The sequence below is a fragment of the Streptosporangium sp. G12 genome (assembly GCF_052983175.1).
This window is the reverse complement of sequence record NZ_JBRIQO010000050.1, coordinates 1-24468: the sequence shown is the minus strand read 5'-3', so window position 1 is coordinate 24468 and position 24468 is coordinate 1. Positions and strand designations below refer to the sequence as shown.

Annotated in this window: 28 protein-coding genes; 14 read left to right on the top strand and 14 right to left on the bottom strand. The window is 71.7% G+C overall.

Annotated elements, in window-relative coordinates; translation table 11 throughout:
- Positions 1–225: 225 nt before the first annotated feature.
- From ACVCAG_RS43930 to ACVCAG_RS43920, 3 genes are all read right to left on the bottom strand, one after another.
- Positions 226–495, bottom strand: coding sequence for a hypothetical protein (locus ACVCAG_RS43930; protein ID WP_440089551.1), 270 nt, complete (start codon positions 493–495; stop codon positions 226–228).
- A 128-nt stretch (positions 496–623) separates the two neighbouring features.
- Entirely contained in the window at positions 624–1172 is a 549-nt protein-coding gene (locus tag ACVCAG_RS43925; protein WP_440089550.1) for an NUDIX domain-containing protein, read from the bottom strand.
- Positions 1169–1519: a DUF952 domain-containing protein gene (locus tag ACVCAG_RS43920; RefSeq protein ID WP_440089548.1), complete on the bottom strand. Its 351-nt coding sequence runs from the start codon at positions 1517–1519 to the stop codon at positions 1169–1171. The genes ACVCAG_RS43925 and ACVCAG_RS43920 overlap by 4 nt, the downstream gene beginning before the upstream one ends.
- Before the next feature lie 130 nt (positions 1520–1649).
- Here ACVCAG_RS43920 and ACVCAG_RS43915 point away from each other — a divergent pair, with 130 nt between their 5' ends.
- A complete protein-coding gene (locus ACVCAG_RS43915; protein WP_447191556.1) occupies positions 1650–2096 on the top strand; it encodes a hypothetical protein in 447 nt (148 codons plus the stop codon).
- A gap of 40 nt (positions 2097–2136) precedes the next feature.
- Positions 2137–2661 carry a WHG domain-containing protein gene (locus tag ACVCAG_RS43910; protein WP_440089544.1) on the top strand — a complete coding sequence of 175 codons (525 nt, stop codon included), beginning with the start codon at positions 2137–2139 and terminating at the stop codon, positions 2659–2661.
- Positions 2662–3347: 686 nt separating this feature from the next.
- Here ACVCAG_RS43910 and ACVCAG_RS43905 read toward each other — a convergent pair.
- Both ACVCAG_RS43905 and ACVCAG_RS43900 read right to left on the bottom strand, forming a co-directional pair.
- The gene (locus tag ACVCAG_RS43905) at positions 3348–3755 is read right to left on the bottom strand and encodes a VOC family protein (RefSeq protein ID WP_440089543.1); all 408 of its coding nucleotides are present in this window, start codon (positions 3753–3755) and stop codon (positions 3348–3350) included.
- Positions 3752–4510, bottom strand: coding sequence for an arsenate reductase/protein-tyrosine-phosphatase family protein (locus ACVCAG_RS43900; RefSeq protein ID WP_447191555.1), 759 nt, complete (start codon positions 4508–4510; stop codon positions 3752–3754). Before ACVCAG_RS43900 ends, ACVCAG_RS43905 begins: the two co-directional genes overlap by 4 nt.
- Positions 4511–4646: 136 nt before the next feature.
- On the opposite strand from ACVCAG_RS43900, the gene chrA reads away from it, so the two are divergent.
- Positions 4647–5837 carry a chromate efflux transporter gene (gene chrA, locus ACVCAG_RS43895; RefSeq protein ID WP_447191554.1) on the top strand — a complete coding sequence of 397 codons (1191 nt, stop codon included), beginning with the start codon at positions 4647–4649 and terminating at the stop codon, positions 5835–5837.
- Between the two features lie 204 nt (positions 5838–6041).
- Here the strand turns inward: chrA and ACVCAG_RS43890 are convergent, their stop codons facing one another.
- Together ACVCAG_RS43890 and ACVCAG_RS43885 are read right to left on the bottom strand one after the other, a co-directional pair.
- Positions 6042–6602 (bottom strand): GNAT family N-acetyltransferase, encoded by a 561-nt coding sequence (locus tag ACVCAG_RS43890; protein ID WP_440089540.1) that lies wholly within the window; start codon positions 6600–6602, stop codon positions 6042–6044.
- A gap of 64 nt (positions 6603–6666) precedes the next feature.
- On the bottom strand, positions 6667–6993 hold the full coding sequence (locus tag ACVCAG_RS43885) for an SMR family transporter (protein WP_440089538.1): 327 nt from the start codon (positions 6991–6993) through the stop codon (positions 6667–6669).
- Positions 6994–7136: 143 nt separating this feature from the next.
- Between ACVCAG_RS43885 and ACVCAG_RS43880 the strand changes: the two genes are divergently transcribed.
- Entirely contained in the window at positions 7137–8099 is a 963-nt protein-coding gene (locus ACVCAG_RS43880; RefSeq protein ID WP_447191553.1) for a radical SAM protein, read from the top strand.
- A gap of 152 nt (positions 8100–8251) precedes the next feature.
- Positions 8252–10003, top strand: coding sequence for an NAD-dependent malic enzyme (locus tag ACVCAG_RS43875; protein ID WP_447191552.1), 1752 nt, complete (start codon positions 8252–8254; stop codon positions 10001–10003).
- Here the strand turns inward: ACVCAG_RS43875 and ACVCAG_RS43870 are convergent.
- The 3 genes from ACVCAG_RS43870 to ACVCAG_RS43860 all read right to left on the bottom strand — a co-directional run bounded on the left by ACVCAG_RS43870 (position 9990) and on the right by ACVCAG_RS43860 (position 12360).
- Positions 9990–10211, bottom strand: coding sequence for a hypothetical protein (locus tag ACVCAG_RS43870; RefSeq protein WP_447191551.1), 222 nt, complete (start codon positions 10209–10211; stop codon positions 9990–9992). The two genes, ACVCAG_RS43875 and ACVCAG_RS43870, sit on opposite strands and share 14 nt — an antisense overlap.
- Before the next feature lie 3 nt (positions 10212–10214).
- Complete coding sequence (locus ACVCAG_RS43865) at positions 10215–10907, bottom strand: HAD family hydrolase (RefSeq protein ID WP_447191550.1); 693 nt, start codon at positions 10905–10907, stop codon at positions 10215–10217.
- Positions 10908–11157: 250 nt separating this feature from the next.
- The gene (locus ACVCAG_RS43860; RefSeq protein WP_447191549.1) at positions 11158–12360 is read right to left on the bottom strand and encodes an Ig-like domain-containing protein; all 1203 of its coding nucleotides are present in this window, start codon (positions 12358–12360) and stop codon (positions 11158–11160) included.
- Positions 12361–12732: 372 nt separating this feature from the next.
- On the opposite strand from ACVCAG_RS43860, the gene ACVCAG_RS43855 reads away from it, so the two are divergent.
- The 4 genes from ACVCAG_RS43855 (at position 12733) to ACVCAG_RS43840 (ending at position 16705) form a co-directional block, all read left to right on the top strand.
- The gene (locus ACVCAG_RS43855) at positions 12733–14418 is read left to right on the top strand and encodes a SpoIIE family protein phosphatase (RefSeq protein ID WP_447191548.1); all 1686 of its coding nucleotides are present in this window, start codon (positions 12733–12735) and stop codon (positions 14416–14418) included.
- Positions 14415–15530, top strand: coding sequence for a cobalamin B12-binding domain-containing protein (locus ACVCAG_RS43850; RefSeq protein WP_447191547.1), 1116 nt, complete (start codon positions 14415–14417; stop codon positions 15528–15530). The genes ACVCAG_RS43855 and ACVCAG_RS43850 overlap by 4 nt, the downstream gene beginning before the upstream one ends.
- A gap of 6 nt (positions 15531–15536) precedes the next feature.
- Positions 15537–15872, top strand: coding sequence for an anti-sigma factor antagonist (locus ACVCAG_RS43845; protein ID WP_440089529.1), 336 nt, complete (start codon positions 15537–15539; stop codon positions 15870–15872).
- A 71-nt stretch (positions 15873–15943) separates the two neighbouring features.
- Positions 15944–16705 (top strand): helix-turn-helix domain-containing protein, encoded by a 762-nt coding sequence (locus ACVCAG_RS43840; protein WP_447191546.1) that lies wholly within the window; start codon positions 15944–15946, stop codon positions 16703–16705.
- Here ACVCAG_RS43840 and recD2 read toward each other — a convergent pair.
- Entirely contained in the window at positions 16680–18896 is a 2217-nt protein-coding gene (gene recD2 / locus ACVCAG_RS43835; RefSeq protein ID WP_440089527.1) for an SF1B family DNA helicase RecD2, read from the bottom strand. The two genes, ACVCAG_RS43840 and recD2, sit on opposite strands and share 26 nt — an antisense overlap.
- Positions 18897–19102: 206 nt before the next feature.
- The gene (locus ACVCAG_RS43830; RefSeq protein WP_440089572.1) at positions 19103–19534 is read right to left on the bottom strand and encodes a hypothetical protein; all 432 of its coding nucleotides are present in this window, start codon (positions 19532–19534) and stop codon (positions 19103–19105) included.
- On the opposite strand from ACVCAG_RS43830, the gene ACVCAG_RS43825 reads away from it, so the two are divergent.
- Entirely contained in the window at positions 19458–19964 is a 507-nt protein-coding gene (locus tag ACVCAG_RS43825; RefSeq protein WP_447191562.1) for a Tn3 family transposase, read from the top strand. The two genes, ACVCAG_RS43830 and ACVCAG_RS43825, sit on opposite strands and share 77 nt — an antisense overlap.
- 281 nt (positions 19965–20245) lie before the next feature.
- Here ACVCAG_RS43825 and ACVCAG_RS43820 read toward each other — a convergent pair whose 3' ends face one another.
- A complete protein-coding gene (locus tag ACVCAG_RS43820) occupies positions 20246–20575 on the bottom strand; it encodes a hypothetical protein (RefSeq protein ID WP_440089526.1) in 330 nt (109 codons plus the stop codon).
- Positions 20576–21084: 509 nt separating this feature from the next.
- Between ACVCAG_RS43820 and ACVCAG_RS43815 the strand changes: the two genes are divergently transcribed.
- From ACVCAG_RS43815 to ACVCAG_RS43800, 4 genes are all read left to right on the top strand, one after another.
- Positions 21085–22008, top strand: coding sequence for a DUF4394 domain-containing protein (locus ACVCAG_RS43815; RefSeq protein WP_440089525.1), 924 nt, complete (start codon positions 21085–21087; stop codon positions 22006–22008).
- A 57-nt stretch (positions 22009–22065) separates the two neighbouring features.
- Positions 22066–22209, top strand: coding sequence for a hypothetical protein (locus ACVCAG_RS43810; RefSeq protein WP_447191545.1), 144 nt, complete (start codon positions 22066–22068; stop codon positions 22207–22209).
- Positions 22210–22372: 163 nt separating this feature from the next.
- Positions 22373–22789 (top strand): YciI family protein, encoded by a 417-nt coding sequence (locus ACVCAG_RS43805; protein ID WP_440089522.1) that lies wholly within the window; start codon positions 22373–22375, stop codon positions 22787–22789.
- An 8-nt stretch (positions 22790–22797) separates the two neighbouring features.
- Positions 22798–24060, top strand: a complete 1263-nt coding sequence (locus ACVCAG_RS43800) for an RNA polymerase sigma factor (RefSeq protein ID WP_447191544.1) — start codon at positions 22798–22800, stop codon at positions 24058–24060.
- Between the two features lie 46 nt (positions 24061–24106).
- Here ACVCAG_RS43800 and ACVCAG_RS43795 read toward each other — a convergent pair whose 3' ends face one another.
- Positions 24107–24406 carry an ATP-binding protein gene (locus ACVCAG_RS43795; protein ID WP_440089569.1) on the bottom strand — a complete coding sequence of 100 codons (300 nt, stop codon included), beginning with the start codon at positions 24404–24406 and terminating at the stop codon, positions 24107–24109.
- Positions 24407–24468: the final 62 nt, after the last annotated feature.

The following is a 24468-nucleotide window of genomic DNA, read 5'->3' as shown; positions in this document are numbered from 1 at the left end:
TGCCGTCCGTGGCCTGTGGGCGGGGGGTGGCGCTCTCGCGCCGGCGCGTTCTCGTGTGTCGCCGGCGTCACCGCCGAAGCCGCCCCCAGGGTACCCAAGGGTCCGCCCCGGCGGATTCTCGCCGGGGCGGGCCGAGCCGGAGCGGGAGGAGGGTCGAGCGGGGCGGGCGCGGCGGCCACCTCGGCCGGCGCCCGCCCTGGACGGGGGCGGGGGTGGGATGGGAGGTCAGGGCGGGGGTGATGACCTGAGTTTCCTGACGAAGCGGGCGGCGGCGCGGTGGCTCATACCGGTCTCGCCACGGACCAGGAAGACGGCCTGGTCGAACTGGCCGGAGGCCTTGAGCTCCAGGAGCCGTTCGACGAGTTCGGGGCCGATTCCCCCGCCGACCAGGGCGTTTCTGGGACGTTGTGCCGCTCGTACCGCGAAGACGATCAGGGCGATGACCGCCGCCACGACGACCGCCGTCAGGAAGAGGATGACGATCGGGTTCGACATGGGCTGAGCGTACCGCCGTGAAGCGGTCAAATGGAGGATGTGATCACCACATTCGGTACAGATGCGGTGATCTGCTGCAGGCCATGCTCGATCGGGTTTTCCGGCTCCGGGGCGGCCGGGCCGGTCTCTCAGGCCGCCCCGCGTAGCAGGAACATGGCGTAGGCGGCGATCGAGTTGCTGTCGGTGATGGCCCCGTTGCGGATCATCCGTTCGAACTCGGCGCGCGACACCCAGTCCTGGCGCATGTCCTGTTCGGTGTGCTCGCGCTCGTGGGCGCCGGCGGTCAGGCCGGTGGCGAGGAAGATGTCGTAGTTCTGACCCATCGTGCCGTGCGCGTTGTCCAGGCGCCCCAGGTGGGTCATCGAGGTGGCTCGCAGGCCGGTCTCCTGGGCCAGTTCGGTATGGGCGGTGACCAGGGGTGAGGGGCTGTCCTTCACCCCGCCCTGGGGGAAGTTCCAGGTGCGGCGCCCCACCGGGTAGCGATACTCCTCCACCAGGTGGAACCCGTCGTTCTCCATGGGCATGACGATGGCGAAGTCCGGCGCGTCCACGACACCGTAGATGCCGTGGGAGCCGTCGGGGCGCTCGATGCGGTCCTCGCGCACGCTGATCCACGGGTTGGTGTAGACGACCATGGAGTCGAGGGTGCGGATCGTCGGTCCGGATACGTCGGTCATGCGCGGAGCCTACTGAGCGGGCCGGGGCCGGGCGGGGTGAACGGCTGGACGCCGGTCACCGCGGTGACCGGCAGCGGCCCGTAGATGTGCGGGAACGCCTCGGGTGAGTCACCGGGCACCTCCTCCATGCGGACGTCGAGCCCGGCGGGGTCGACGCTCAGCAGCACCAGGGGGTCGGTGACGTCGCGGTAGAAGCGCTCCACGACGCCGCGCAGCTGCTCGTGGTCGGCGCAGGCGTGGATGAATCCGACGTCGTCGAGGGTGCGGCCGATCGTGGAGACGCGGTACTCCCCCGCCTGCCGGGCGGCGTCCCAGTCGGAGGCCAGGGCGAGATGCAGAATGGTCATCGGATGCCATGCTGCCCTGCCCGCGCCCGTCGTTCAACCGGGAGCGTTCTGGGCCGGCTGCCTCTTGACGAGGCTAACATCGTTAGCCTACGGTCCGGCTAACGATGTTGACCGGATCCGGGGAAGGTTTATGATCACCAACGGTTTCACCGTGTCGACCACATCGGTGAGGTCGCCGCGATCCGGCCGCGATCGGATCGCAAGGATCATGCTGTGGCTTGCCGCCGCCGGCGCCGCCGGCGCCGCGCTCACCGCGGCCGGCACGGTTTGGGACGCCGATGGCGCGACCAAGGTCGTCGAGACCTGGCGAGCCTACGGCCTCGTCGTCTTCACGGGACTGTTCGTGCTGCTCGCGCTGGCGCCGCGCGGCTACCGAGGTGTGTGGGAGCTGGTGATCTTCCACAAGATCGCGCTCACGGTGACCGCCCTGCTCTACGCCGCTCACGGCGGCATCGCCGACACCGCGACAATCGCCGGTTGGGATGGCACCGTCTCGGTGCTCCTCGTCGGCGCCTACGTGCTGAGTCGCGGTTGGATGTCGTCCCCGGACTGGCGCGGCACCGCCCAGCGCGCCTGATGAGGACACCGGTAGCGATCCCGGCTCGTCCGAGGCGCCGGTGAGCCGCCGCGGCGAGGTGGTCGACGCGGCCGAGCGGATCCTGGAACGTGAAGGCCCGGACGCGGTGACCATGCGGCGCCTCGCCGACGAACTGCGGATCCAGGCACCCTCACTGTACAAACACATCGCCGGTAAGGCCGAGATCGAAGCCGCACTGCAACAGCGCGCACTGGAACGGCTCGGTGCCGTGCTGGCCGGGGCCGGCGCCGACCTGGCCACGCTCGTCGCCGCCTACCGGCGATGGGCGCTTGAGCACCCTCGCCTCTACGAGCTCGGTACTCGCCATTCCCTGGATCGCTCACGTCTCGCGTCCGGCGTCGAGGCCGCGACGGCCGCACCCCTGCTGAAGGTCACCGGCGGTGACATCGCAGCCGCGCGTGCCATCTGGGGCCTCGCACACGGCCTTGTCGATCTCGAGCTGGCCAACCGATTCCCGCCCGACGCCGACCTCGACGCGGCCTGGGCACACGCGATCAGCGCGTTCGCCATCTATTGCACACCACAGCCTGAAGGCAACCCGTGACAAAGGACGCCACTCCTCGGTGGCCGGTGTCTACCGGATGCCGGCCGAAAGCGGCGGAACCGATGCCGATCATTGCGAACCCTCTGCGACCTGGCCCGGACCGGAGACGAGGCCGGCGCCGACCGGCTGGCCGGCCTGACTTCACAGGACGGCCTCGCCGAGCTGCTGCCGGAGGACCTGCGCAGTGATCGCGATCACGCCGATCAGGAATGCCGTCAACGAGCGTGCCGCCAGCTGCCGTGTTCCGGTGGCCCCCGGTCAAAGGCTCCAGGCGGGCTACCGGCATCGACCCCGGAGGCAATCGTGTCCCCTCCCACCGCTTCGGCCCGGTCGGCTGTCTTGGTGACCTTCAGGTCGGCCTTCTGCGTCATGGCCAGGACGGCCTGTTCGGTGAGTTCCTCGGGCAGGTTGAGCCGGGGGCCGTCGCCGAAGAAGTCGGTGTGCAGGCGGGGATCGTACTGCAGGCGCGACCAATCGTCGTGACCGCGCAGACCGTCGCCGGTGCCGACGTCGCAGCCGGGTGTGATGGCCTCGATGCGGTTGATGTCGGCGGGGACGTACCGCTGCCACTCCGGATGACGTCCCCCGGCTTCCGTGGAGTCGCTGGTCGATATCCCCCTGAGTTCCGTCGCAAGGTCTGAGGACCTGTTGAAGGCCGGCCAGGACGCGGTCGCGGTGGGCGCCGGTCAGGCTCGGGCCGGTGCGGTGGCGGCCGGAGTGTGGGCGGGTTCGAAGAGTTCGATGAGGTTGCCGGCGGGGTCGGTGAGCAGGATCTGGCGTCCGCCGGGGCCGGCGACCACGTCGCCGTGGAAGGACAGGCCGGCGTCGCGGAGCCGGTCGGTCTCGGCGTCGAGGTCGCCGACGATGAGATGGATGCGGTTGCGGCCGGCGGGGGTGCCCGGGGGTGTGGCGCGGGCGCCGGAACTGGCGGGTCCGGACAGCAGGAGCCGCAGCGGTCCGCGTACCACGTCGGCGAAGGCGGGCGTGGCGTCCAGGCGCAGGGTGAAGCCGAGGTGGGCGGTGTAGAAGTCGACGGCCGCGGTCACGTCGTCGACGAGGTAGCGGACGGTGGCGAGCTGGTCGGGTGTGGTCATGGCTGGGCCTCTCGTGGGGTGAGGACGGGGAGCAGGTGGCGGACGCGGGTGTCGATCTCCGCCACGGTGCGGGCGAAGGCGGGGTATCCGGCCTGCTCGGCGGCGGGGTCGGGGATGCTCCAGTGGATGTGCCGGGAGTGGTCGCCGAAGTCGGGGCAGAGCTCGCGGACCTTGTCGCACAGGCTGACGACGTGGTCGAAGTGGCGCCCGGCCAGGGTGTCCAGGTGCCGGGGGCGCTGGTCGCCGAGGTCGATGCCGTGGCCCTCGCGCAGGGCCCGGACGGCGTCGGGGTGCAGGCGCGGCCGGGGGTGGCTGCCCGCGCTGGCGACCTCGATGTGGCCGCCGCCGCGGTGGCGCAGCAGGGCTTCGGCGATCGGTGAGCGGGCGCTGTTGCCGGTGCAGGCGAACAGGACGGTGAGCGGGCGCGCGGGCGCCGGGAGTGGCCGGGGCGGGTCCGGGGTGAGGAGCAGCGCGGGGTGCAGCGCGAGGCCGGTGGCGGCCAGGGCGTGGGCGCAGCGGTCCAGGTCCAGGTGGTAGTAGCCGTCGCGGGCGTCGGCGCTGCTGCGCCGCGTGGTGACCAGGCCGCCGTCGCGCAGCAGCCGCAGATGGTAGGAGACCAGGTTCTGCGGGTGATCCACCAGGTCCACCAGTTCGCGTACCCGGTAGTCGCTCGTGGCCAGCTCGGTCAGCAGCCGCCACCGCAGCGGATGGCCGGCCAGCCGTACGAAGGCCGGGGCGGGTTGGGCCGGGGTCATCACGTTGTGATAATACATCAAACGAATTTGATGCATCTGGCTCGGCGGGCGTTCCGGTCCGCTCGCGGGCTGTCACCCGGGCCTCGATGCGGGCCTTCGTACCGGGCGATCCGCACGACCACGGGAAAGAGTGACAGTGGCAGACGAACAGGCCGCCGGCGGTCCGGCCGCCGGCCCCGAAGACGGCAAGGTGTCCTGGCGTACGGTGCGGGAGGTGGCGCTGCTGTTTCTCAAGCTCGGCACCATCGCCTTCGGCGGCCCGGCCGCGCACACCGCGATGATGCGTGATGAGCTGGTACGCCGCCGCGGGTGGGTCAGCGACGAGCGGTTCGTCGACCTGATGGGCGCCACCAACCTCATCCCCGGCCCCAACTCCACCGAGCTGGCCATCCACCTGGGCTTCGACCGCGCCCGCCGGCGCGGTCTGATCGCCGCCGGCCTCTGCTTCATCCTCCCGGCCGCGCTGATCGTCACCGCTCTGGCCTGGGCCTATGTCACCTACGGGACGACACCCGCCGTCGCGGGCATCCTGTACGGCATCGTCCCGGCGGTGATCGCCATCATCGCGCACGCGTTGTTCGGCCTGCTGCGCACGGTGATCAAGAACGTGTGGTTCGCGCTGCTGGCCGTCGCCGCCCTGGCCGCCTACCTGCTCGGGATCAACGAGCTGCTCGTGATGGCCGCCGGTGCGATGCTCGCGGCGGCGGCGCAGGTGTTCCGCCGCCGCCAGGAGGCCGCGCACGGGATGCTCGCGTTGCCGTTGCTCGGCCTGGGCTCGCCGCTCTTCCCCGATCCCACCGGGGGCCAGCTGGCGCAGCTGTTCCTCACCATGCTGAAGATCGGATCGGTGCTGTACGGCAGCGGCTACGTACTGCTGGCCTTCCTGCGCGGCGACTTCGTCGAGCGGCTCGGCTGGATCACCGGCCCGCAGCTCGTCGACGCCGTCTCCGTCGGCCAGGTCACCCCGGGCCCGGTGTTCACCACCGCCACCTTTGTCGGCTACCTCATCGCCGGCCCCGTCGGAGCGTTCCTGGCCACCGTCGCCATCTTCCTGCCGTCCTTCGTCTTCGTCGGCCTGCTCACCAAACTCACCGACAGACTCCGCTCCAGCGCCTGGACCTCCGCCCTGCTCGACGGCCTCAACGTCGCCGCCCTGGCCCTCATGGCCGGCGTCTCCTTCCAGCTCGGCCGAACCGCGATCGTCGATCCCCTCACCGCCGCGATCGCCCTGGCCACTTTGGCGCTGTTGTGGAGGACCAGGCTCAACAACGCCTGGTACATCGCCGCCGGAGCCGCCGTCGGCCTGGCCCACACCCTGCTGGCCTGAAAGCCTCCCCGACCGACGACGCCACGCCCGCCTGCCCCTGACCGCCGGCCGAGCACCGCGGCCCGCGGGCCGTCCTCGCGCGGCGGGAGGCGCGCCTCCCGCCGCGCGAGGAACTTCGGCATCGGGGCGACGCCGGAGCGCGTGGCCGCGGCCGTGTTCGCCGGCGGGACGAGGTCCTTCTCATCCAGCCGGCCCAGGGGTGGTTCAGTGCCGGGCGCGCCACTCGCGCCGCAGGATGGCGTAGACGAGCTCGCTGGTCCACTCGCCCTTGACGATCTCGTTGTCGACGAAGTGGGCCTCGCGGCGCATGCCGAGTTTCTCCAGCACCCGGGCCGAGGCCTCGTTGCGGGCGTCCAGGCGGCCGACGATGCGGTGCAGGCCCAGGCCGTCGAAGCCGAGTTCCAGCATGACCCGGCCGGCCTCGGTGGCGTATCCCCTGCCGTGGTGGCCGGGGTGGAAGACGTAGCCGATCTCGCCGGCGCGCTGTGAGCGGCTGTGCCAGATGAGGAGGACATCACCGAGCAGCTCGCCGGTGGCGGCCAGTTCCACCGCCAGGGTGAGGGACTGTCCCTCCTCCAGCAGTGCCGTCTCGCCGATCTTTCTTTCCAGTGCCTCGCGGGTCTGCTCGCGGTCGCGTGGCTCCCAGTACAGGTAGCGGGCGACCTGGGGCAGGCGGTGGATGGCGTACAGGCCGTCGAGGTCGGCCGGGGTGTAGGGACGCAGGATCAGACGGTCGGTCCGGATGGGATAGGAGGGCTTCAGCACCGGGCCAGACTAGGCCGCCCGCCGCGCGGCGGGCGAGCCATTATCGGCGGGCTCGGGCAGGGGGTCAGTGGGCGCTTCCGGCCAGGTTGAGCACCACGACACCGCCGATGATCAGGACGATGCCCGCGATCTTGGCGAGGCTGATCGTCTCACCGAGGAAGAGCACGCCGATGGCGGCGATGGCGGCGGTGCCCACCCCGGCCCAGACCGCGTAGGCGGTGCCGACCTCCATCTGCAGTTTGAGCGCCTGGGCCAGCAGGATGAACGCGGCGGCGTAACCGGCGACGACGAGGACCGACCAGCCCTTGTGGGCGAACCCGTCGCTCAGCTTGAGGGCGGTGGTCGCCACGATCTCGGCGATGATCGCCCCGGCCAGGATCAACCACGCCATAATTCCCCCCACTCCCCCAAAAATCGGCATAAACATACCATTTCCCGTTGATCGGTGATGGCCGGGTACCGGGGGCGAGACCGTCCGGCGCCACGACCTGCCCGGCTTGCGAGCGGTGTCGAAAGCGTGTTCCACTGGGCCGCATGCCATGGGACGCGCCCGCCCTGCTCGCCGCGCCGCCCGACGTCAGGCCGCGCATCGAGCGCTCCGCGCTGACCAGGGTCCACGGGACCCTGACCTGTTACGAGGTGCAGGCGCGCACCGCGCTGGACCGCGTTCCCGAGGGCTGGGCGGTCAGCCCCTACCGGGGGTGTGCCCAGGCCTGCCGTTACTGTTCGGTGCGCCGGGGACACCGCTACCTGGGGCTGAACGCCGAAGGCGACTTCGACTCCCGGATCGTGGTGCGCACCAACATCGTGCGGAGACTTCGCGCGGAGCTGGGATCGCGCTGGGACGGCGAGCACGTCACCGTGGGGGTGGGGGGCGACTGCTACCAGGGCGCCGAAGAGGTCTACCGGCTGATGCCCGGCCTGGTCACCGCGTTGCGAGAGGCCGGAGCGCCGTTCACCGTGTTCACCAAGAGCCGGTTGATCCTGCGTGACGCCGATCTGCTGGCCGCCACCCCGGGGGCCGGAGTGGTGGTCTCGATCGCCTTCGTCGACGACCGGATCCGCCGCAGCGTGGAGCCCGGCGCCCCCAGCGCGCAAAAACGCCTTGAGCTGGTGGCCGAGCTGAACGAGCGGGGGGTGGCGTGCGGGGTGGCGATGGCGCCGATCCTGCCGCTGCTGACCGACTCCCCCGACCAGCTCGCGGCCACCGTGCGCCGCGTCGCCGACGCCGGGGCCGTCAGTCTCGTCCCGCACGTGCTGCGCCTGCCCCCCGGTGCCCGTGAGTGGTATCTCGCCTGGCTGGGTGAGCACCATCCGGCGCTGGCGCCTCGCTACGCCGAGCTGTACGGCAGGGGCGCCGACGCCGAACCCGGCTACGTGCGCGGCCTGACCGGCCAGGTGTCGCGGCTGGCCGCCCGCTACGGGATGGGCCCGACGCGGCCCGAGCAGCCCCTGCCGCTGGCCCTGCCCCGGCAGGCACAGCTCGCCCTCCTCTGAAAACGGCAGTTCTCCGAAAAGGGGCCAGCAAGCAGCAAAGAGAATCTTTGTCCTGATTATGGCGTTCGTCGCCGTGCTCCGGGGAGGGCACAGCGAGTAGGGGCCCGCACACCGGGCGTGCGGCCGGGGAACGCCGACGGACGGGAAAGACCATGGGGAAGACGATCTCGCCGGGCAGGAACCGGCAGCCCGCACGGACGCGCCGCGGCTTCACGGAGAACCCCGACGGAAGCTACACCACCCCGGGACGCGGCCTGGAGGTCCTGGACAACCCGCTGCTGAACAAGGGCACCGCCTTCACCCCGGCCGAACGCGAGGAACTGGACCTGGACGGGCTCCTGCCGGCGGCGGTCGAGACGCTGGAGGAGCAGGCGCGCCGTGCGTACACGCAGTATCTGACGCAACCGGACGACCTGCGCAAGAACATCTACCTGACGGCGCTGCACGATTGCAACGAGGTGCTGTTCTACCGGCTGCTGAGCGATCACCTGTCCGAGATGCTGCCGATCGTCTACGACCCGACGATCGCCCGGGCGATCGAAGGTTACAGCCACGAGTACCGCCGCCCCCAGGGCCTCTACCTGTCGGTCGACGACGCGGCGGGCATCGAGCGGGCCTTCGCCAATCTGGGCCTGGAACCCGGCGACGTCGACCTGATCGTCGCCTCCGATGCCGAGGAGATCCTCGGCATCGGCGACTGGGGGGTGGGCGGCGGCGCGGGCATCGCCGTCGGCAAGCTGGCCGTCTACACCGCCGCCGCCGGAGTCGACCCCGCCCGGGTCGTCGCCGTGGCGCTGGACGTCGGCACCGACAACGAGAGACTGCTCAACGACCCCTTCTACATCGGCAACCGGCACTCGCGGGTACGGGGGCGGCGCTACGACGACTTCGTCGACGCCTACGTCTCGGTGGCCACCGCCCGCTTCCCCGGCGCGATGCTGCACTGGGAGGACTTCGGCCCCTCCAACGCCCGGCGCATCCTGGAGCGGTACACCGGCCGCCTGCCCACCTTCAACGACGACATGCAGGGCACCGGCGCGATCGTGCTGGCGGCCATGCTGGGCGCCGCCCGCGTCTCGGGCACCCCCATGCGCGACCAGAGGATCGTCGTCTTCGGCGCCGGTACGGCGGGCATCGGGATCGCCGACCAGCTGCGCGACGCGATGGTGCGCGACGGCCTGGACCCCCGGGAGGCCACCCGGCGGATCTGGGCGGTCGACAGGCAGGGCCTGCTGACCGACGACATGTCGGGCCTGCGGGACTTCCAGGCCCCCTACGCCCGCCCGGCCTCGGAGGTCACCGGCTGGCTCAGGGACGCCAAGGAGAACGGGATCGGGTTGGGCGAGGTCGTCGGCCGCGTCCACCCGACCGTGCTGCTGGGCACCTCCACCGCGCACGGCGCCTTCACCGAGGAGATCGTGCGCGCCATGGCCGCCGCCGTCGAGCGGCCCGTCATCTTCCCCATCTCCAACCCGACCAGCCGCATCGAGGCGATGCCCGAGGACCTGATCCGCTGGACCGGCGGCCGCGCCCTGGTCGCCACCGGCATCCCGGTCGCCCCCGTCACCCACGACGGCCTCACCCACACCATCGGCCAGGCCAACAACGCCCTGCTGTATCCGGGGCTGGGACTGGGGGTGATCGTCTCGCGCGCCCGGCGGGTCAGCGACGGCATGCTCCAGGCCGCGGCCGAGGCGGTCGCCTCGATGGCCGACGTCTCGGCCCCCGGCGCCTCGCTGCTGCCCCCGGTCGGCGACCTGCGGGAGGTCTCGGCCACCGTCGCCGTCGCCGTCGCCCGCCAGGCCGCCGCCGAGGACCTGGCCCGCGTGGACCTGCCCGACCCCGTCCAGCAGGTCCAGGACGCGATGTGGCAGCCGCACTACCGGCCGGTCAGGGGTGCCTGACGGTGACCCCGCTGTACGTCTGGCAGACCGGCTCCGGCACGCAGCCGAACATGCGCCGGCTCGGCTCGGAGCCCCGTACGGGCCTGTACGAGCCGGCAAGGACGCGGCCCTGCGGTCGGGCGTCGACGAGGCCCTCCACGACAGGGTCGTCGATCCCGAACGCCTCACCCGGCCCGGCGTGGCCGCCGCCGACGGGACCTGGGGCCATCCCTCAGAAGTGGTCCAGCAGCTCGGGGAACCTGCCCAGTCGCAGCACCCGCTCGTCACCGGGGTCGAGGTCGCTCTGCTCCAGCGCCCAGGTGTGGTCGTTGGGGATGAACACGGCGTTCATCCCCGCCTGCCGGGCCGGAAGGATGTCCGACTTCGGGGAGTTGCCGATCATCCAGGTCGTCGCGGGCGCCAGCGCGTGCTCGCGGGCCAGCCACCGGTAGGTGCCGACGTCCTTCTCCGCCACGATGTGCACGTCACGGAAGTGGTGGGCCAGCCGCGAGGCCTCCAGCTTGCGCCGCTGCTCGTCCAGGTCGCCCTTGGTGAGCAGCAGCAGCTCGTGGCGCTCGCCCAGGGCCGTGAGCGTCTCGGCGACGCCCTCGACCAGCTCCACCCGGCGCTCGACGAGGGCCAGGGCCAGCTCGTCGATGCGGCGGCGCTCGGCCTCGGTCGCGGGACGCTCGCTCAGCCGCTCGAAGCACTCGCCGAGACTGCGCAGGAACATCGTGCTGCCGTAGCCGTGGGTGACGGCGTTGGCCGCCTGGATGTCGTCGAGGACGGCGCGGATCTGGACCCGCTCCAGGGTCGGATGCGCCAGCCAGTCGAGGAAGTCCTCGACGACCCGCTCGAACAGCACGTTGTTCTCCCACAGCGTGTCGTCGGCGTCGAAGATGAGCACCTGCGCCTGGAGCCTCACACGGTCCTCCCCGAGAACGTCCTCATCGGCCGCGCCCGCCGTCTGCCCGTCGCGCCCGCCGTCTGCCCGCCGCCGGCCCCGTCTGCCCGCCGTCGCGTGTTCGCCGCACACGCTACCGCGCCCGCCCGGCCGGACGCGGCCCGTTTTCCGCCGCCCTTACCGCCGCCCCGAGATCACACCCGAGGTCACCAGGCCCGGAGCCCGGAGCCCGCCCGCGAGCCGCCGCGGGCGGGCTCCTGAGCCGGGGTGGTCAGGCCAGGGCGCTGCCCTTGCGCCATTCCTTGAACGACATCTGCCAGAAGCCCCAGCCGTTGTTCCACTCCATCTCGCGGTCGGTGCCCCTGATGGTGATCACGTCGCCGCGCTGGACCTGGTTGTAGAACCACCGGGCCTGGTCGGGGCGGGAGTTGATGCACCCGTGGCTGACGTTCCGGCGTCCCTGGGCCCACACGTTGTTCAGCGCGTGCACGTACTCGCCGCTGTTGGAGAAACGGACCGCGTGGTTGATCATCAGGTCGTAGTAGCCGGGGTCGCCCTTCTTGCGGCCCGGGGAGATCATGCGCTCGGGGTTGGCCTTGCCCATCGCCAGGTGGACGCCGCTGGTGGTGGTGTACTCGCGGGTGGTGGCGTTGCCCGCGCTGATCAGCATGGTCTGCACGACCTTGCCGTCCCGCTTGACGATCATCTTGTGCTTGCGGGTGTCGATCGTGGAGATCTGGGCCGCGCCGATCCGGATGACCTTGGTCATGTCCTTCACGCCGTACATGTCCTTGCCGCCCTGCACGCCCTTGAGACGGGCGGTGAAAGTCACCTTCTGGTGCGGCTGCCAGAACTTGGCGGTCCGGTAGATCACGGTTGTGTCGTTGATCCACCGCCACGCGCCCTGAACCGGCTTTTGTGCCTTGACCTCCAGGGCCTTCTCCACTCCGGCCTTGTTGGCGATCTGCTGGTTGAAGGTGACGATGATCGGCGCCCCCACGCCGACCTTTTCCCCCTTGATCGCCGGGGTCACGTCCGCCACCTCGAGTTCGTGCTCGGGTTTGAGCGTCCTGAAGGAACTGGCGGCGGTCGTGCCGTCCACCGCCCGGGCCGACACGGTGTAGTCACTGTCCGGGATCATGGGCGTGGAGGAGACCCACTTCGTGCGCTCGGCGTCGAAGTCGCCCTCCAGCTCCCGGCCGCCGCTTTCCACGGTGACCTCCTCCAACGCGCCGTTGGAGGCCGCGACGACGACCTTCTTGTTCGGGCGCACGGTTTTGCTGCCCTTGGCCGGACTGATCTTTATCTCCGTCGCGGCCGGAGCGGTGGCGGCGACGGCGCCCGATCCGGAGCCGGGACCGGCGGAGGCCTCCGGGGCCGCCCCTCCGGAGCAGGCGGTGACCAGCACCGCCGCGGTCGCCAGGGCCAGACCGGCCAGCGGCGTCCTGAGGCGTCGGCGTTCCACGATCAGCACAATTTCTCTCCCCAACTACAGCAAACTGCTCTTAAAACACTAATAGGAGATGCATGATGACTGAACATGGTTGCGCCCGATTTGGTAACGTTTCGGACTCTTCGTAAAGTCAGAAAAATGCCAACCGAGAGTCAGGAAAAGGCAAAGTGGCCACGTCACGAGGCTGGACGTAAAACGGCCGCTCCGGCGAGGTGAGCGCCCGCGCGGGCGACATCCGGCCACAAGCCGTCGCGCCCCGGCCGCATCAACGGCCCCCCGAGGGGCACGGGACGGTGGAAAACCCCTGGCGTCGCGTACCGGATCCCCCGGCCCGCCCTGACGGCGGACGGAAGATAATCTGATCGATCCCTCTTCACACGGAAGTCCTGGGTGATGACAAGACCTCCCCTGCGCGACCCCGGCCACGCGCTCACCGCCGGCCCGGACGCCGGCCTTGACAGCGACACCGACCTCGCAGCGGGTGATGAGCGCGACGTCCCGCGGGCGCCGGGCGAAGAGCTGTTGCGCGCCATCGTGGAGGCCGGCGGCGAGGGGGTCGTGCTGTGCGGCACCGACGGCGTCGTGGTGATGCTGAACGCCGCCGCGGCCGAGATGGCACCCGAGATCGTCCCCGGCCGCCCCCTGTGCTCGGGCCCGGCCGCGCCCCTGTTCGAGGGCGAACACGCCGAGGGCGAGAGCCGCGAGAGCGATCACGGGCAGCGCCGGATCCGGGTGCGCCGCGAGGTCTTCGGCCTCACCCACCGGGCCTGGTACCTGCGTGACGTCACCGCCGAGTCCGCCAGGACCGACGCGCTGCTGGCCGAGCGCCGACGCACCGACTTCCTCATCGAGGCGGGCCGCAGGCTGTCGGCCTCGCTCAACATGCGCCGCTGCGCCCGTACCGCGATCGAGCTGGCCATCCCCTTCCTGGCCGACGCCGCCATGGTCGTGCTGCCGCCCTCGGGGCGCCGCCACGCCGGCTGGCTGCGCCTGACCAGCACCGACCGCTCCCTGCAGGAGGGCAACGTCGCCGTCGCCGACACCGCGCAGGTGCCCGGCCTGGCCGAGGCGCTGGCGGGTTTCCCGCCCGTGCCCAGCCGCTGGCTGGATCCGGGCCAGGTGCCCGGCTGGCTGCTGCCCGACAGGTTCGGGGCGGCCGGGCACCTCCTCGTCACCCCGCTGCCCGGCAACGGGGTGCCCGCAGGGGCGCTCGTGCTCGCCCGTCACGAGGACGGCCCGCCCTTCGACGAGGACGCCGAGACCCTGGTGCGGATCTTCGCCGCCCGGGCCGGGGCCGCCATCTCCGCCGCCGCCCTCTACCAGGAGCAGAGCGCCACCAACGCGATCCTCAGCAACGACCTGCTGCCCCCGCCGCTGCCCGCCCTGGCCGGCCTGGAGCTGGCCGGATCGCTGCGCGCCGCCCGCCAGGCCGGGCTCATCGGCGGCGACTTCTACGACGTCTACCTGCCCGAGACCGGCAGGCCCGGCGAGCCGCTGGTGGTGCTGGGCGACGTCTGCGGCAAGGGCGCCCGCGCCGCCGTCCTGACCGGGCACATCCGCCACTGCCTGCGCACGCTGCTGCTGCTGGAAGAGCGCCCCGAGCAGCTGGTGGCCCTGCTCAACCGCTCCCTGCGAGGCTCGCCCACGCCCAACTCCTACGCCACCCTGGTGCTCGGCACGCTCAGCGCCGCCCCGGACGGGCACGTACGTGTGGACCTGGCGGTCGCCGGGCACCCGGCGCCGCTGATCCTGCGCCTCGACGGCACCGTGCAGGAGAGCACGGCCCACGGCTCCATGCTCGGCGCGTTCGCCGACACCGTCCTGGCCCCCGTCGGCGTCGACCTGGCTCCCGGCGAGGTGTGCCTGCTCTACAGCGACGGCATCACCGAGGCCTTCGGCGGCCCCACCGGCAGGGAGATGTACGGCGCCCAGCGGCTGAAGGCCGCCCTGGCCGGCTGCGCGGGCATGCCGGTCGCGGCACTGGTCGAGCGGCTGGAGCAGATCAGCACCGACTGGCTGGGCGGCGACGTCCAGGACGACCGGGCACTGCTGGCTGTGCAGGCGAGGCCGGCCCGATGAGCACGCTGAGCACCTCGCTGAGCACCTCGCTGAGCACCGGGAGCGCGGCGGGCGCGGGAGGCGCCGGAGACACGGCCGCGGACCTGCGCGAGGCCGTCGAGCGATACCTGGAGCACATCGGGCGGGCCGACGAGTTCGCCGCCATCGACCTGGTGCTCGGCCTGCTGGGGGAGGGCGTGGACGCCGAGCGGCTGCTGCTGGAGCTCATCGCCCCCGCCCAGCGGCGCGTCGGCGAGCTGTGGGCGGCCAACGAGTGGTCCATCGCCCGCGAGCACGGCGCCACCGCCGTCAGCGAGCGCGCCGTCGCCGCGATCGCCGCCCGCGTCCGGCCCGAGCCCACCCGCGGGCGCCTCACCGTCGCCTGCGCCGACGGCGAGTACCACGCGCTGCCCACCCGCCTGCTGGCCGAGGTCCTGCGCCTGCGCGGCTGGCGAGTCGACTTCCTGGGCGCCAGCGTGCCCGGCCCGCACCTGATCACCCACCTGCACCAGACCGGGCCCGACGCGGTCGCGCTGGGCTGCGCGCTGCCCACCCGCCTGCCCCGGGCGCACGCCACCCTCACCGCCTGCCAGGCCGTCGGCGTGCCGGTCATGGCCGGTGGGGCCGGCTTCGGCCCCGACGGCCGCTACGCCCGTCTGCTGGGCGCCGACGCCTGGGCGCCCACCGCCGACGTCGCGGCCGACCGGCTGGAGCGCGGCGACCTGACCGGCCCGCCCCGCCCGGCCGACGCGCCGGCCCACCTCGCCGACGAGGAGTACACCCACCTGACGCGCCGGCGCGCCGAGTTGCTCACCCGGGCGATGGAGACCCTCGCCCGGGCCTACCCGCCGATGGCGGCCTACGACCTCCACCAGCTCGACGCCACCGCCGCCGACCTGGGCCACCTGCTCGACTTCCTGTCCGCGGCCCTGTACGTCGACGACGCGCCGCTGTTCACCGGCTTCATCGGCTGGACCGGCGCCGTACTCGCGGCACGCGGCGTCCCCACCGAGGCCCTGACGGTGGGATTGCGCGTTTTCCACGACGAGCTGCGAGACTTCCCCCGTGCCCGCCACATGCTGGTCCAGGGGATCGAGGCGGCACCCGTCCCCGGCACCGATCAGGAGATCTGACGATTGATGTTCGACAAGACCCCGTTCCGTACCGAGGTGCGCGTCACCGCTCCGGACACCACCCTGCTCGTCCTCAGCGGTGACCTCGACTACGACACGGCCCCCGAGCTCTTCGGCTTCACGCAGGAGCTGTTGCCCGGGGAGGTGCGCAACCTCGACCTGGACCTGTCGGGCCTGGAGTTCATCGACTCCTCGGGGGTGGCTGCCCTGATCAACGTCTACAACTCCGCGGGCGAGCACGGCATCACCATGCGGATCGTCGCCCTCACCCCCTACCTGCGCCACCTGCTGCGGGTGACCGCCCTCGACCAGCTCTTCAAGCTCCCCCAGGAGCAGGAGTGAGCGCCGCCGGCCGGCGATAGCGGGGAACGCCTCGGCCGGCGCCGAAGCGTTCCCCGCCGAGGATGGAGACCATGACGTCGACCGCTCCGGTCCCGCTGGCGGCATTGGCCGCCCTGCTCGCCGACGGCACCCGTGCCACGTTCTGCCTGACCCTGCTGGACGGGCGGGCCTGGAGCGCCGGGGAGCTGGCCCGGCACGCGGGGGTCGCGGCCTCGACCGCCAGCGAGCACCTGTCCCAGCTCGTCGGCGGCGGCCTGCTGGCCGAGGAGCGCCAGGGACGCCACCGGTACGTGCGCCTGGCCGGGCCGGAGGTGGCCCGGCTCATCGAGGACCTGGCCGCCCACGCCGGCCTCGGGGCCGCCCGGCCCGCGACGCTGCGTGCCGCGAGCGCGGCCCGCGCGCTGGCCGGGGCCCGTACCTGCTACGACCACCTGGCCGGGCGGCTCGGCGTGGCGATCACCGACGCGCTCACCACCCGCGGCCTGCTGCGCCAGGACGCCGGGTTCGCGCTCAGCGACGAGGGACTGTCGTGGTTCGCCGTCGAGCTGGGGGCACCGCTGCCCGGCGGCGGGCGGCGCCCGCTGGCCCGGCCCTGCCTGGACTGGACCGAACGCCGTCACCACCTGGCCGGAACCGCCGGGGCCGTGCTGTGCGCGACCGCGCTGGAGCGCGGCTGGGTCGGCCGGATCGGCTCGGGGCGTGCCCTGAACGTCACCCGCGCCGGGCACGAGGCCCTGGCCCGCCTGCTGGGCCTCACCGGCCTGGAGGCCGGCCCGGACGGCCCGGCACCGCGGTCCGTACGGGCCCTCAGTGGCCGCGCAGGCGGTGGGTGAGGCTGGTGTGGCGGCGCCCGGCTCCCCGGGTGCGCACCGCCTGGGCCAGCGCGCGGCGCGAGCCGACGATGACGACGAGCTTCTTGGCCCGGGTGATCGCGGTGTAGAGCAGGTTGCGCTGCAGCATCATCCACGCGCTGGTGGACAGCGGGATGACCACCGCCGGGTACTCGCTGCCCTGGGAGCGGTGGATCGACACCGCGTAGGCGTGGGCGAGCTCGTCCAGCTCGTCGAAGGCGTACTCGACGTTCTCGTCCTCGTCGGTCAGCACGGTCAGCTTGTGGTCGTCGGGCCTGATGTCGACCACCATGCCCACGGTGCCGTTGAACACCCCCGCCGCGCCCTTCTCGTAGTTGTTGCGCAGCTGGGTGACCTTGTCGCCGACTCGGAAGACCCGCCCGCCGTAGCGGCGCTCGGGCATGCCCTCCCTGGAGGGGGTCAGCGCCTCCTGCAGCGCGTTGTTGAGGTTGCCGGCCCCGGCCGGGCCCCGGTGCATCGGCGACAGGACCTGCACGTCGCGGCGCGGGTTGAGGCCGAACTTGCGCGGGATACGGTTGGCGACCACGTCCACGGTCAGCGCCGCGATCTCCTCGGGCTCCTCGCAGGGGAACAGGAAGAAGTCGGTCATGCCCTCCAGCGCCGGGGGCAGGCCGGTGTTGACCCGGTGGGCGTTGACGACCACCCCCGACTCCTGGGCCTGGCGGAAGATGTGGGTCAGCCGCACCCGGGGGATCTCCTCCTCGGCGGCCAGCAGGTCGCGCAGCACCTCGCCCGCGCCGACCGAGGGCAGCTGGTCGACGTCTCCCACGAAGAGCAGGTGCGTGCCCGGGGCGACGGCCTTGACCAGCTTGTTGGCCAGCAGCAGGTCCAGCATCGAGGCCTCGTCGACCACGACCAGGTCGGCGTCCAGCGGGTTGTCGCGGTCGAAGGTGGCGTCCCCGCCGGGACGCAGCTGCAGCAGCCGGTGCACGGTGGTGGCCTCGTGGCCGGTCAGCTCCGCCAGGCGCTTGGCCGCCCTGCCGGTGGGCGCGGCCAGGATCACCTTGGCCTTCTTGGCGCGGGCCAGGGTGACGATGGAGCGTACGGTGAAGCTCTTGCCGCAGCCGGGACCGCCGGTCAGCACGGCGACCTTCTCCGTCAGCGCCAGCCGTACCGAGTGGGCCTGCTCCTCGGCGAGCTCGGCGCCGGTCCGGGTGCGCAGCCATTTCAGCGCCGCGTCCCAGTCGACGGAGGCGAAGGCGCCCAGCCGGTCGTGCTCGCAGGCCAGCAGGGAGCGCAGCGCCCCCGCCAGGGACAGCTCGGCGCGGTGGAAGGGCACCAGGTAGACCGCCGGGACGCTGCCGTCGCCGACCGGGACGTCCTCGCGGACCACGCCCTCCTCGGCGACCAGCTCCTCCAGGCACCGCGCGGTCAGCTCGGCGGGAACCTCCAGGATCTTCACCGCGTCGCCGATGAGGTTGGGCGCAGGAAGGTAGCAGTGGCCGTCGTCGGCGGCCTGGGACAGGGTGTAGCGCAGGCCCGCCTTGACGCGCTCGGGGCTGTCGTGCGGGATGCCCACGGCCTGGGCGATGGTGTCGGCGGTCTTGAAGCCGATGCCCCACACGTCGTCGGCCAGCCGGTACGGCTCGCTCCTGACGACCGTGATGGACTTGTCGCCGTACTGCTTGAAGATGCGGACCGCGATCGAGGTGGACACGCCGACCCCCTGCAGGAAGATCATCACCTCTTTGATGATCTTCTGTTCCTCCCAGGCGACGCCGATCATCTTGGTCCGCTTGGGGCCGAGCCCGGGAACCTCGACCAGCCGCTCGGGGGTGGTCTCGATGACCTCCAGGGTGTCGACGCCGAAGTGGTCGACGATCCGCTCGGCCATCTTCGGCCCGATGCCCTTGATCAGCCCGGAGCCCAGGTAGCGCCGGATGCCCTGGATGGTGGCGGGCAGCACGGTGGTGTAGGACCACACCTCGAACTGCTTGCCGTACTTGGGGTGGGAGGCCCAGCGCCCGGTCAGCCGCAGCGACTCACCCGGCTGGGCGCCCAGCAGCGGCCCGACCACGGTCAGCAGGTCGGCGCCGGAGCGGTCGGTGGCCACCCGGGCGATGGTGTAGCCGGTCTCCTCGTTGGCATAGGTGATGCGTTCAAGTACCGCGTCTAAACAGGTAGCAGGGACGCCGCTTTTTTCCGTCTGCACGCTGCCGCCCTCCGCCCTGAATCCGCTCGCGCAAGTGTAGGGCCACCAGCCGGAAGGGCGCCCGGGTGATCGCCTTCCGGGCCTCCGGCCGCACCGCCGACAGCCACGCAGGCATGACCAGCGCGCACGACACCCACGTCCGGAACCGGACGGACATCCGGAACGGACTGAACTCTCCACGAAAAACGGTCATGACCTGCCCTTCTTCAAGCGGGGTGTTGTCCCGCCCGGCGGCTCCGGGCGGGACAACGGCGAACTACCCAGGAGAAGCCGAGCGTGAGGGTGTCGAACCGGCCGGCCGCCGGACGGGACGCGATCTCGAACCGGTCGCGCGGGATCAGCGGGCGCATGGTCGCCTGGCGGCGGTCCAGGCCGCGCAGGTAGCCCAGGCCGTGGGTCTTGGCGCCGTTGGGGAGGTACTCGGGCGGCTTGCCGGGGTCGCCGGCCAGGCCCACCATCTTGTGGCCGGTCGAGGCGCCGGTGCGAACGCGGCGATGCTGCCGCCTCCAGCGATCTGCCTCTCCCAGCGTGGTCAAGAGCGCTTCCACGCGAGCCCCGAAGATGGCGGCGCCGTCGGTCTCGTCGATCTCGACGGCGTCGGCATGGGGGGTCTCGACGGTCGGCGCGACATCAAGCACATCCGCAACCTGCAGGAGGGCCCGCCACGCCCCGGCCCGCAAGATCTGCCACGGCGAGAAGGGCGAGTTCCACCACCGCTATGAACGTGGTCTTGAAAACCAGCTCGGCGTCCTCGGGCTTGTTCTGAATTGTGTCGTTCCAGGGACGACCGTCTACCTGGATGCGGCCGTCCGTCAGCTGAAGGCGCAGGGCTGTCCGGTTCGCGAGGAGGACATGGCCCGGCTATCGCCTTTCGTCAGCCGGCACCTCGGCGTGCACGGCGCCTACGACTTCCTGCTTCCCGACCCGGCCCCCGGCACCATCGGCGACCTGCGCGATCCGGACGGCGCCGAAGACGACGAGGCCGCCGCCCACTTCGCCCGGGCCGCCGCCATCGCCGACCGCTGGAACGCCCCCCACCGGTCCGCCCCAGCCCGCGCACACCTCTGACCGGCCCGGCCCGGACGGAAGATTCGCGAACCTTTGCGCCGCCCTCGGGGCCGGGGCTGTTCCGTTAGGGGATCCCTCAGCGGAACACCGCGCAACCGGAACAGGCCCCAGGTCAGGGTGTTCCGTATAGGTGTTCCGCGAACCGTTCCGGTTAAGGCCCCCTGTCCGGAACACTTCAGGGCGTGAACGGGACCCGCGTCACACGCCCGGATTTCCCCGTCGGGATCGGAGAGCGCGGTCGAAAACCATCCGTCCGTTCGGAGCTCGTGAGATCGGAATGCTTATCGGATTTCGCTGGTCGTGACGCGCCCTGTCGAGCCGGATGCTGTTCGGGCCGCCTTCTTCCGGTATCTGCGCACGTTGAGGACGGAGATAAAGGCCGCCATCAGCCCCATGAAAATCGTGTAGGTGACGGCCTTCGGCCAGCTGAAGACGAAGGCCTGCCCGGCCTCGGTGTCGAACCACATGTAGAGGAGGCTCGCCAGGAAGCCTCCGACGACACCTACCGCGAAGCCGAAAAGAGCCACTCGTGACATGGGGGTTCCGTTTTCTCTCATGTCGACGAGACCGAGAAGACCATATCGCCATATACGACCTCGACGATCGTTCATGTCAATCCCCTTTCGTCCACCGAAGAAGCCGGACCCCGCTGTGATCACGCTATTCGAGCCATACCTCTACCTCGCCAAGGTGGGCGGAAACATTTCAAACCGACGTGCCGCCGATTCGATTCACCGCACGAGATCGATGAGCAGGGCGATTCGCATGGCGGCGGTCTTGAAAAACTCGGGGTGATGGGTGTTCGTTCGGGTGCGCCCAGCGCACTCGTGGCGGAGCTCCCGCCCTTGCCTGATCCGGGCGGGCGCGGCGGGACGCGGTTCCCGTCGTGCCGGGGCCTCAGGTGGACCCGGTGAGCGCGGGGGCGGGGTTTCGCTGGTTTCGCCAGGCTCCGTCCGGGTGCGGGCGAGGCGGATCCCCCGCCGATCCCAGACACGCCGGTGATCCGCGGCCCTTTCGCAGGCCACACCGTCGCCGTGTGTGATGAAGTCTCTGCGATCCGTAACGGCCTTGTCGCCGAAGACGCGGGTGCCGTGGCACCCGACCGCAGAAGGAGGGGCACATGCGAAGGACACTCATCGCCGCCGTGGTGGCGCTGGGCACGGTGGCGGGCGGCGTGACGGGCAGCGCGCCGGCGATGGCCGGGCGCAGGCCCGGCATCGACGTCATCGGGCTCACCGGCGACCAGCGCCTGGTGGGTTTCGAGATCCGCTCCCCCGGCCGCACCCGCGACCTCGGCAGGGTCCGCGGGCTCGCCGGCGACACCGCTCTCGTGGGCATCGACTACCGCGTGCGCAACGGCAAGCTGTACGGCGTCGGGAACCAGGGCGGCGTCTACACGCTCAGCGGGCCGGCCAGGGCGGTCAAGGTATCGCAGCTGACCGTGCCGCTGAGCGGCGTCGACTTCGGCGTCGACTTCAACCCCGCCGCCGACCGGCTGCGCGTGATCAGCGACACCGGGCAGAACCTGCGCCACAACCTCGACGACCCGACGGGCGCGCCGACCGCGGGGCAGACCGTGGCCGACGGGCCGCTGACCGGCTCGCAGACCCGCCCGCCGACCGCCCCGACGGCCGGTCCGTCGAGTGACCCGTCCTTCACGCCGGTCGTCGCGGAAGCGGTCGCGATCGGCGTCTCGGGCGCCGGATACACCAACAACGACCTCAGTCCGGCCACCGCCACCACGCTCTTCGACGTGGACACCACGTCCGACCGGATGAGCCTGCAGTCCCCGGCCAACGCGGGCACGCTGGTGACGACCGGCAACCTGCGCGTGGCCGCGACCGGCGCGGCGGGCTTCGACGTCCACAGCTCGCTGCGCAACGGCGTCACCGTCTCCAACAGCGCCTTCGCCGCGCTGAAGGTCGGCGGGCGCTACGGGTTCTACGGCATCAACCTGCTCACCGGCGCCGTCAACTACAGCTACGGCCTCTTCCCCGCCAACCGGCAGGTGCTCGACATCGCCATCCGGCTCGACCGTGGCTGAGGCGGGTGGAGTCGCCGCCATCCACCGTTCCGGCCCCGAACCCCGTAGAACCGGGCGATGCTGAACCGCTTCGTCAACGGCGAGAGCGTCAGCGCCACCAGCGTCGTCGTCTGGTGCGCCGGGCACTTCCGGCACGACCAGAACGACCCCGAGCCCCACCGGGAGCACGTCGTGGGCCCCGGCCTGATTCCCGCCACCTGACCGCCGGCCGGCGGAGGCGTCGCATAACCTGGGGAGCCGGCGCGAGCGGGCGGCGATCCGGCGATTTCGCGATCCGGTCGCGGGCGGATGTCCGGTGGAGGCCCGCGGCTCCGACGTCTCCGGTGCCGGGCGCCACGGCGGCGCCGGCGGAGAGGAAGAGACCATGAAGTACATGATCTTGATGTACGGCTCGCAGCGGGACTACGACGCCATGGCGGGCAAGGACGGCGACCGGCCGGCCCTGTCCCCGGAGGACTTCGCGCCGATGCACGCGTTCATGCAGGCGTTCTCCAGGGATCTGGAGGAGTCCGGTGAGTTCGTCGAGACGCGAGGGCTGGCCGCTCCGGTCCACACCCGCAGGGTGGGGTCGAAGGACGGTGTCCCGGTCGTGACGGACGGCCCCTACGCCGAGACCCAGGAGGTCCTGGCCGGCTACTGGATCGTGGAGTGCGAGAGCTTCGACCGGGCGACCGAGATCGCCGCCCGCCTCGGGGAGTGCCCCGCCCCCGGGGACATCGCCGCGAACTCCTACGCCGACGTACGGCCGGTCGAGGAGTTCCAGGGCGAGCTGGCGATCTGATCGTCTCCGTGCCCGACACCGAGTTCGAGGACCTGCTGCGCCGCCTGGCGCCGCAGGTCCTCGGCGCGGTGGTACGGCGCTACGGGCATTTCGACGCCGCCGACGACGCGACGCAGGAGGCGCTCCTCGCCGCCGCCACGCAGTGGCCCGAGGACGGCGTCCCCGACAGCCCGCTGGGCTGGCTGATCACGGTCGCCTCACGCAGGCTGACCGACCTGCTGCGCGCCGAGCAGGCGCGCCGGCGCCGTGAGGACACCGTCGCCCGATGGACGTTGCCCGGCCAGTGGCTCGCGCCCGCCGCCGACCGGCCCGCCTCGGAGTCCGACGACACGCTCATCCTGCTGTTCATGTGCTGTCACCCCTCGCTGTCGGCGGCCTCGCAGATCGCGCTCACCCTGCGGGTGGTCGGCGGCCTGACCACCGCGGAGATCGCCCGGGCGTTCCTCGTGCCGGAGGCGACCATGACCCGGCGCATCACCCGGGCCAAGCGCAGCGTCAAGGACAGCGGCGTCCCGTTCGGCATCCCCTCGGGCCCGGAGCGCGCCGAACGGCTCCGCGTGGTCCTGCACGTGCTCTACCTGATCTTCAACGAGGGCTATGCCAGCACCTCGGGGCCGAACCTGCAGCGCGTCGAGTTGTCGGCGGAGGCGATCCGGCTGACCCGGATGGTCCACCGGCTGCTGCCCGACGACGGCGAGGTGACGGGGCTGCTCGCGCTCATGGTGCTCACCGACGCGCGCCGGCCGGCGCGTACCGGGCCGGACGGCTCGCTGGTCCCGATGGCCGAGCAGGACCGGAGCCTGTGGGACGCGGAGGCCATCGCCGAGGGCGTGGCGCTCATCACCGGCGTGCTCCCCCGGGGGACGGCCGGCCCGTACCGGCTCCAGGCGGCGATCGCCGCGATCCACGACGAGGCGCCGAGCGCCGAGGCGACCGACTGGCCGCAGATCGCCGCGTTGTACGAGCTGCTGATGCGCATCTCCGACAACCCGATGGTGGCGCTGAACCACGCGGTGGCGGTGGCCATGGCCCGCGGCCCGCACGCCGGGCTCGGCCTGCTCGATCCGCTCGCGGCCGACGGGCGGATCGCCGAGGACCACCGGCTGCACGCGGTCCGCGCGCACCTACTGGAGATGGCCGGTGATCACGTGGCGGCCCGTGACCGCTACCGGGAGGCGGCCCAGCGCGCGACCGGCCTCCCGCAGCAGCGCTACCTGCACGCCAGGGCGGCACGCCTGGCGGACGGGCCGGACGGGCACGACATCCTCTGAGCGAGGCCGCCGACGTCTCGGCGCGCACGCGGGCCGGCCCCTGCCGTCAGGGGTGGTCCGGATGGGACCCGCGCGCGAACCGCACGGTGATGGACAGGCCGCCTTCGGGGCGTGTGCCGGTGGTGAGGGTGGCGTGGTGGGCTCGCGTGACGGCACCGACGATGGCGAGTCCGAGGCCGTAGCCGTCGCGGCGGCCGTGACGTTCGGGCGCCAGTTTCTGGAAGGGGTGGAAGAGGCGCTGGATCTGGTCGCCGGGGATGACGGGCCCGCTGTTGGTGACCGCGAGGATCACCTGCGCGCCGGAGGTCTGGGTGTTGACATCCTCCCCCGCCTGAAGGCGGGGGATTCCAACAGCAACTACCCCACAAGGAGGAGGTCGCGTTGAGGTTCACGGTTCACAGGCTCCGG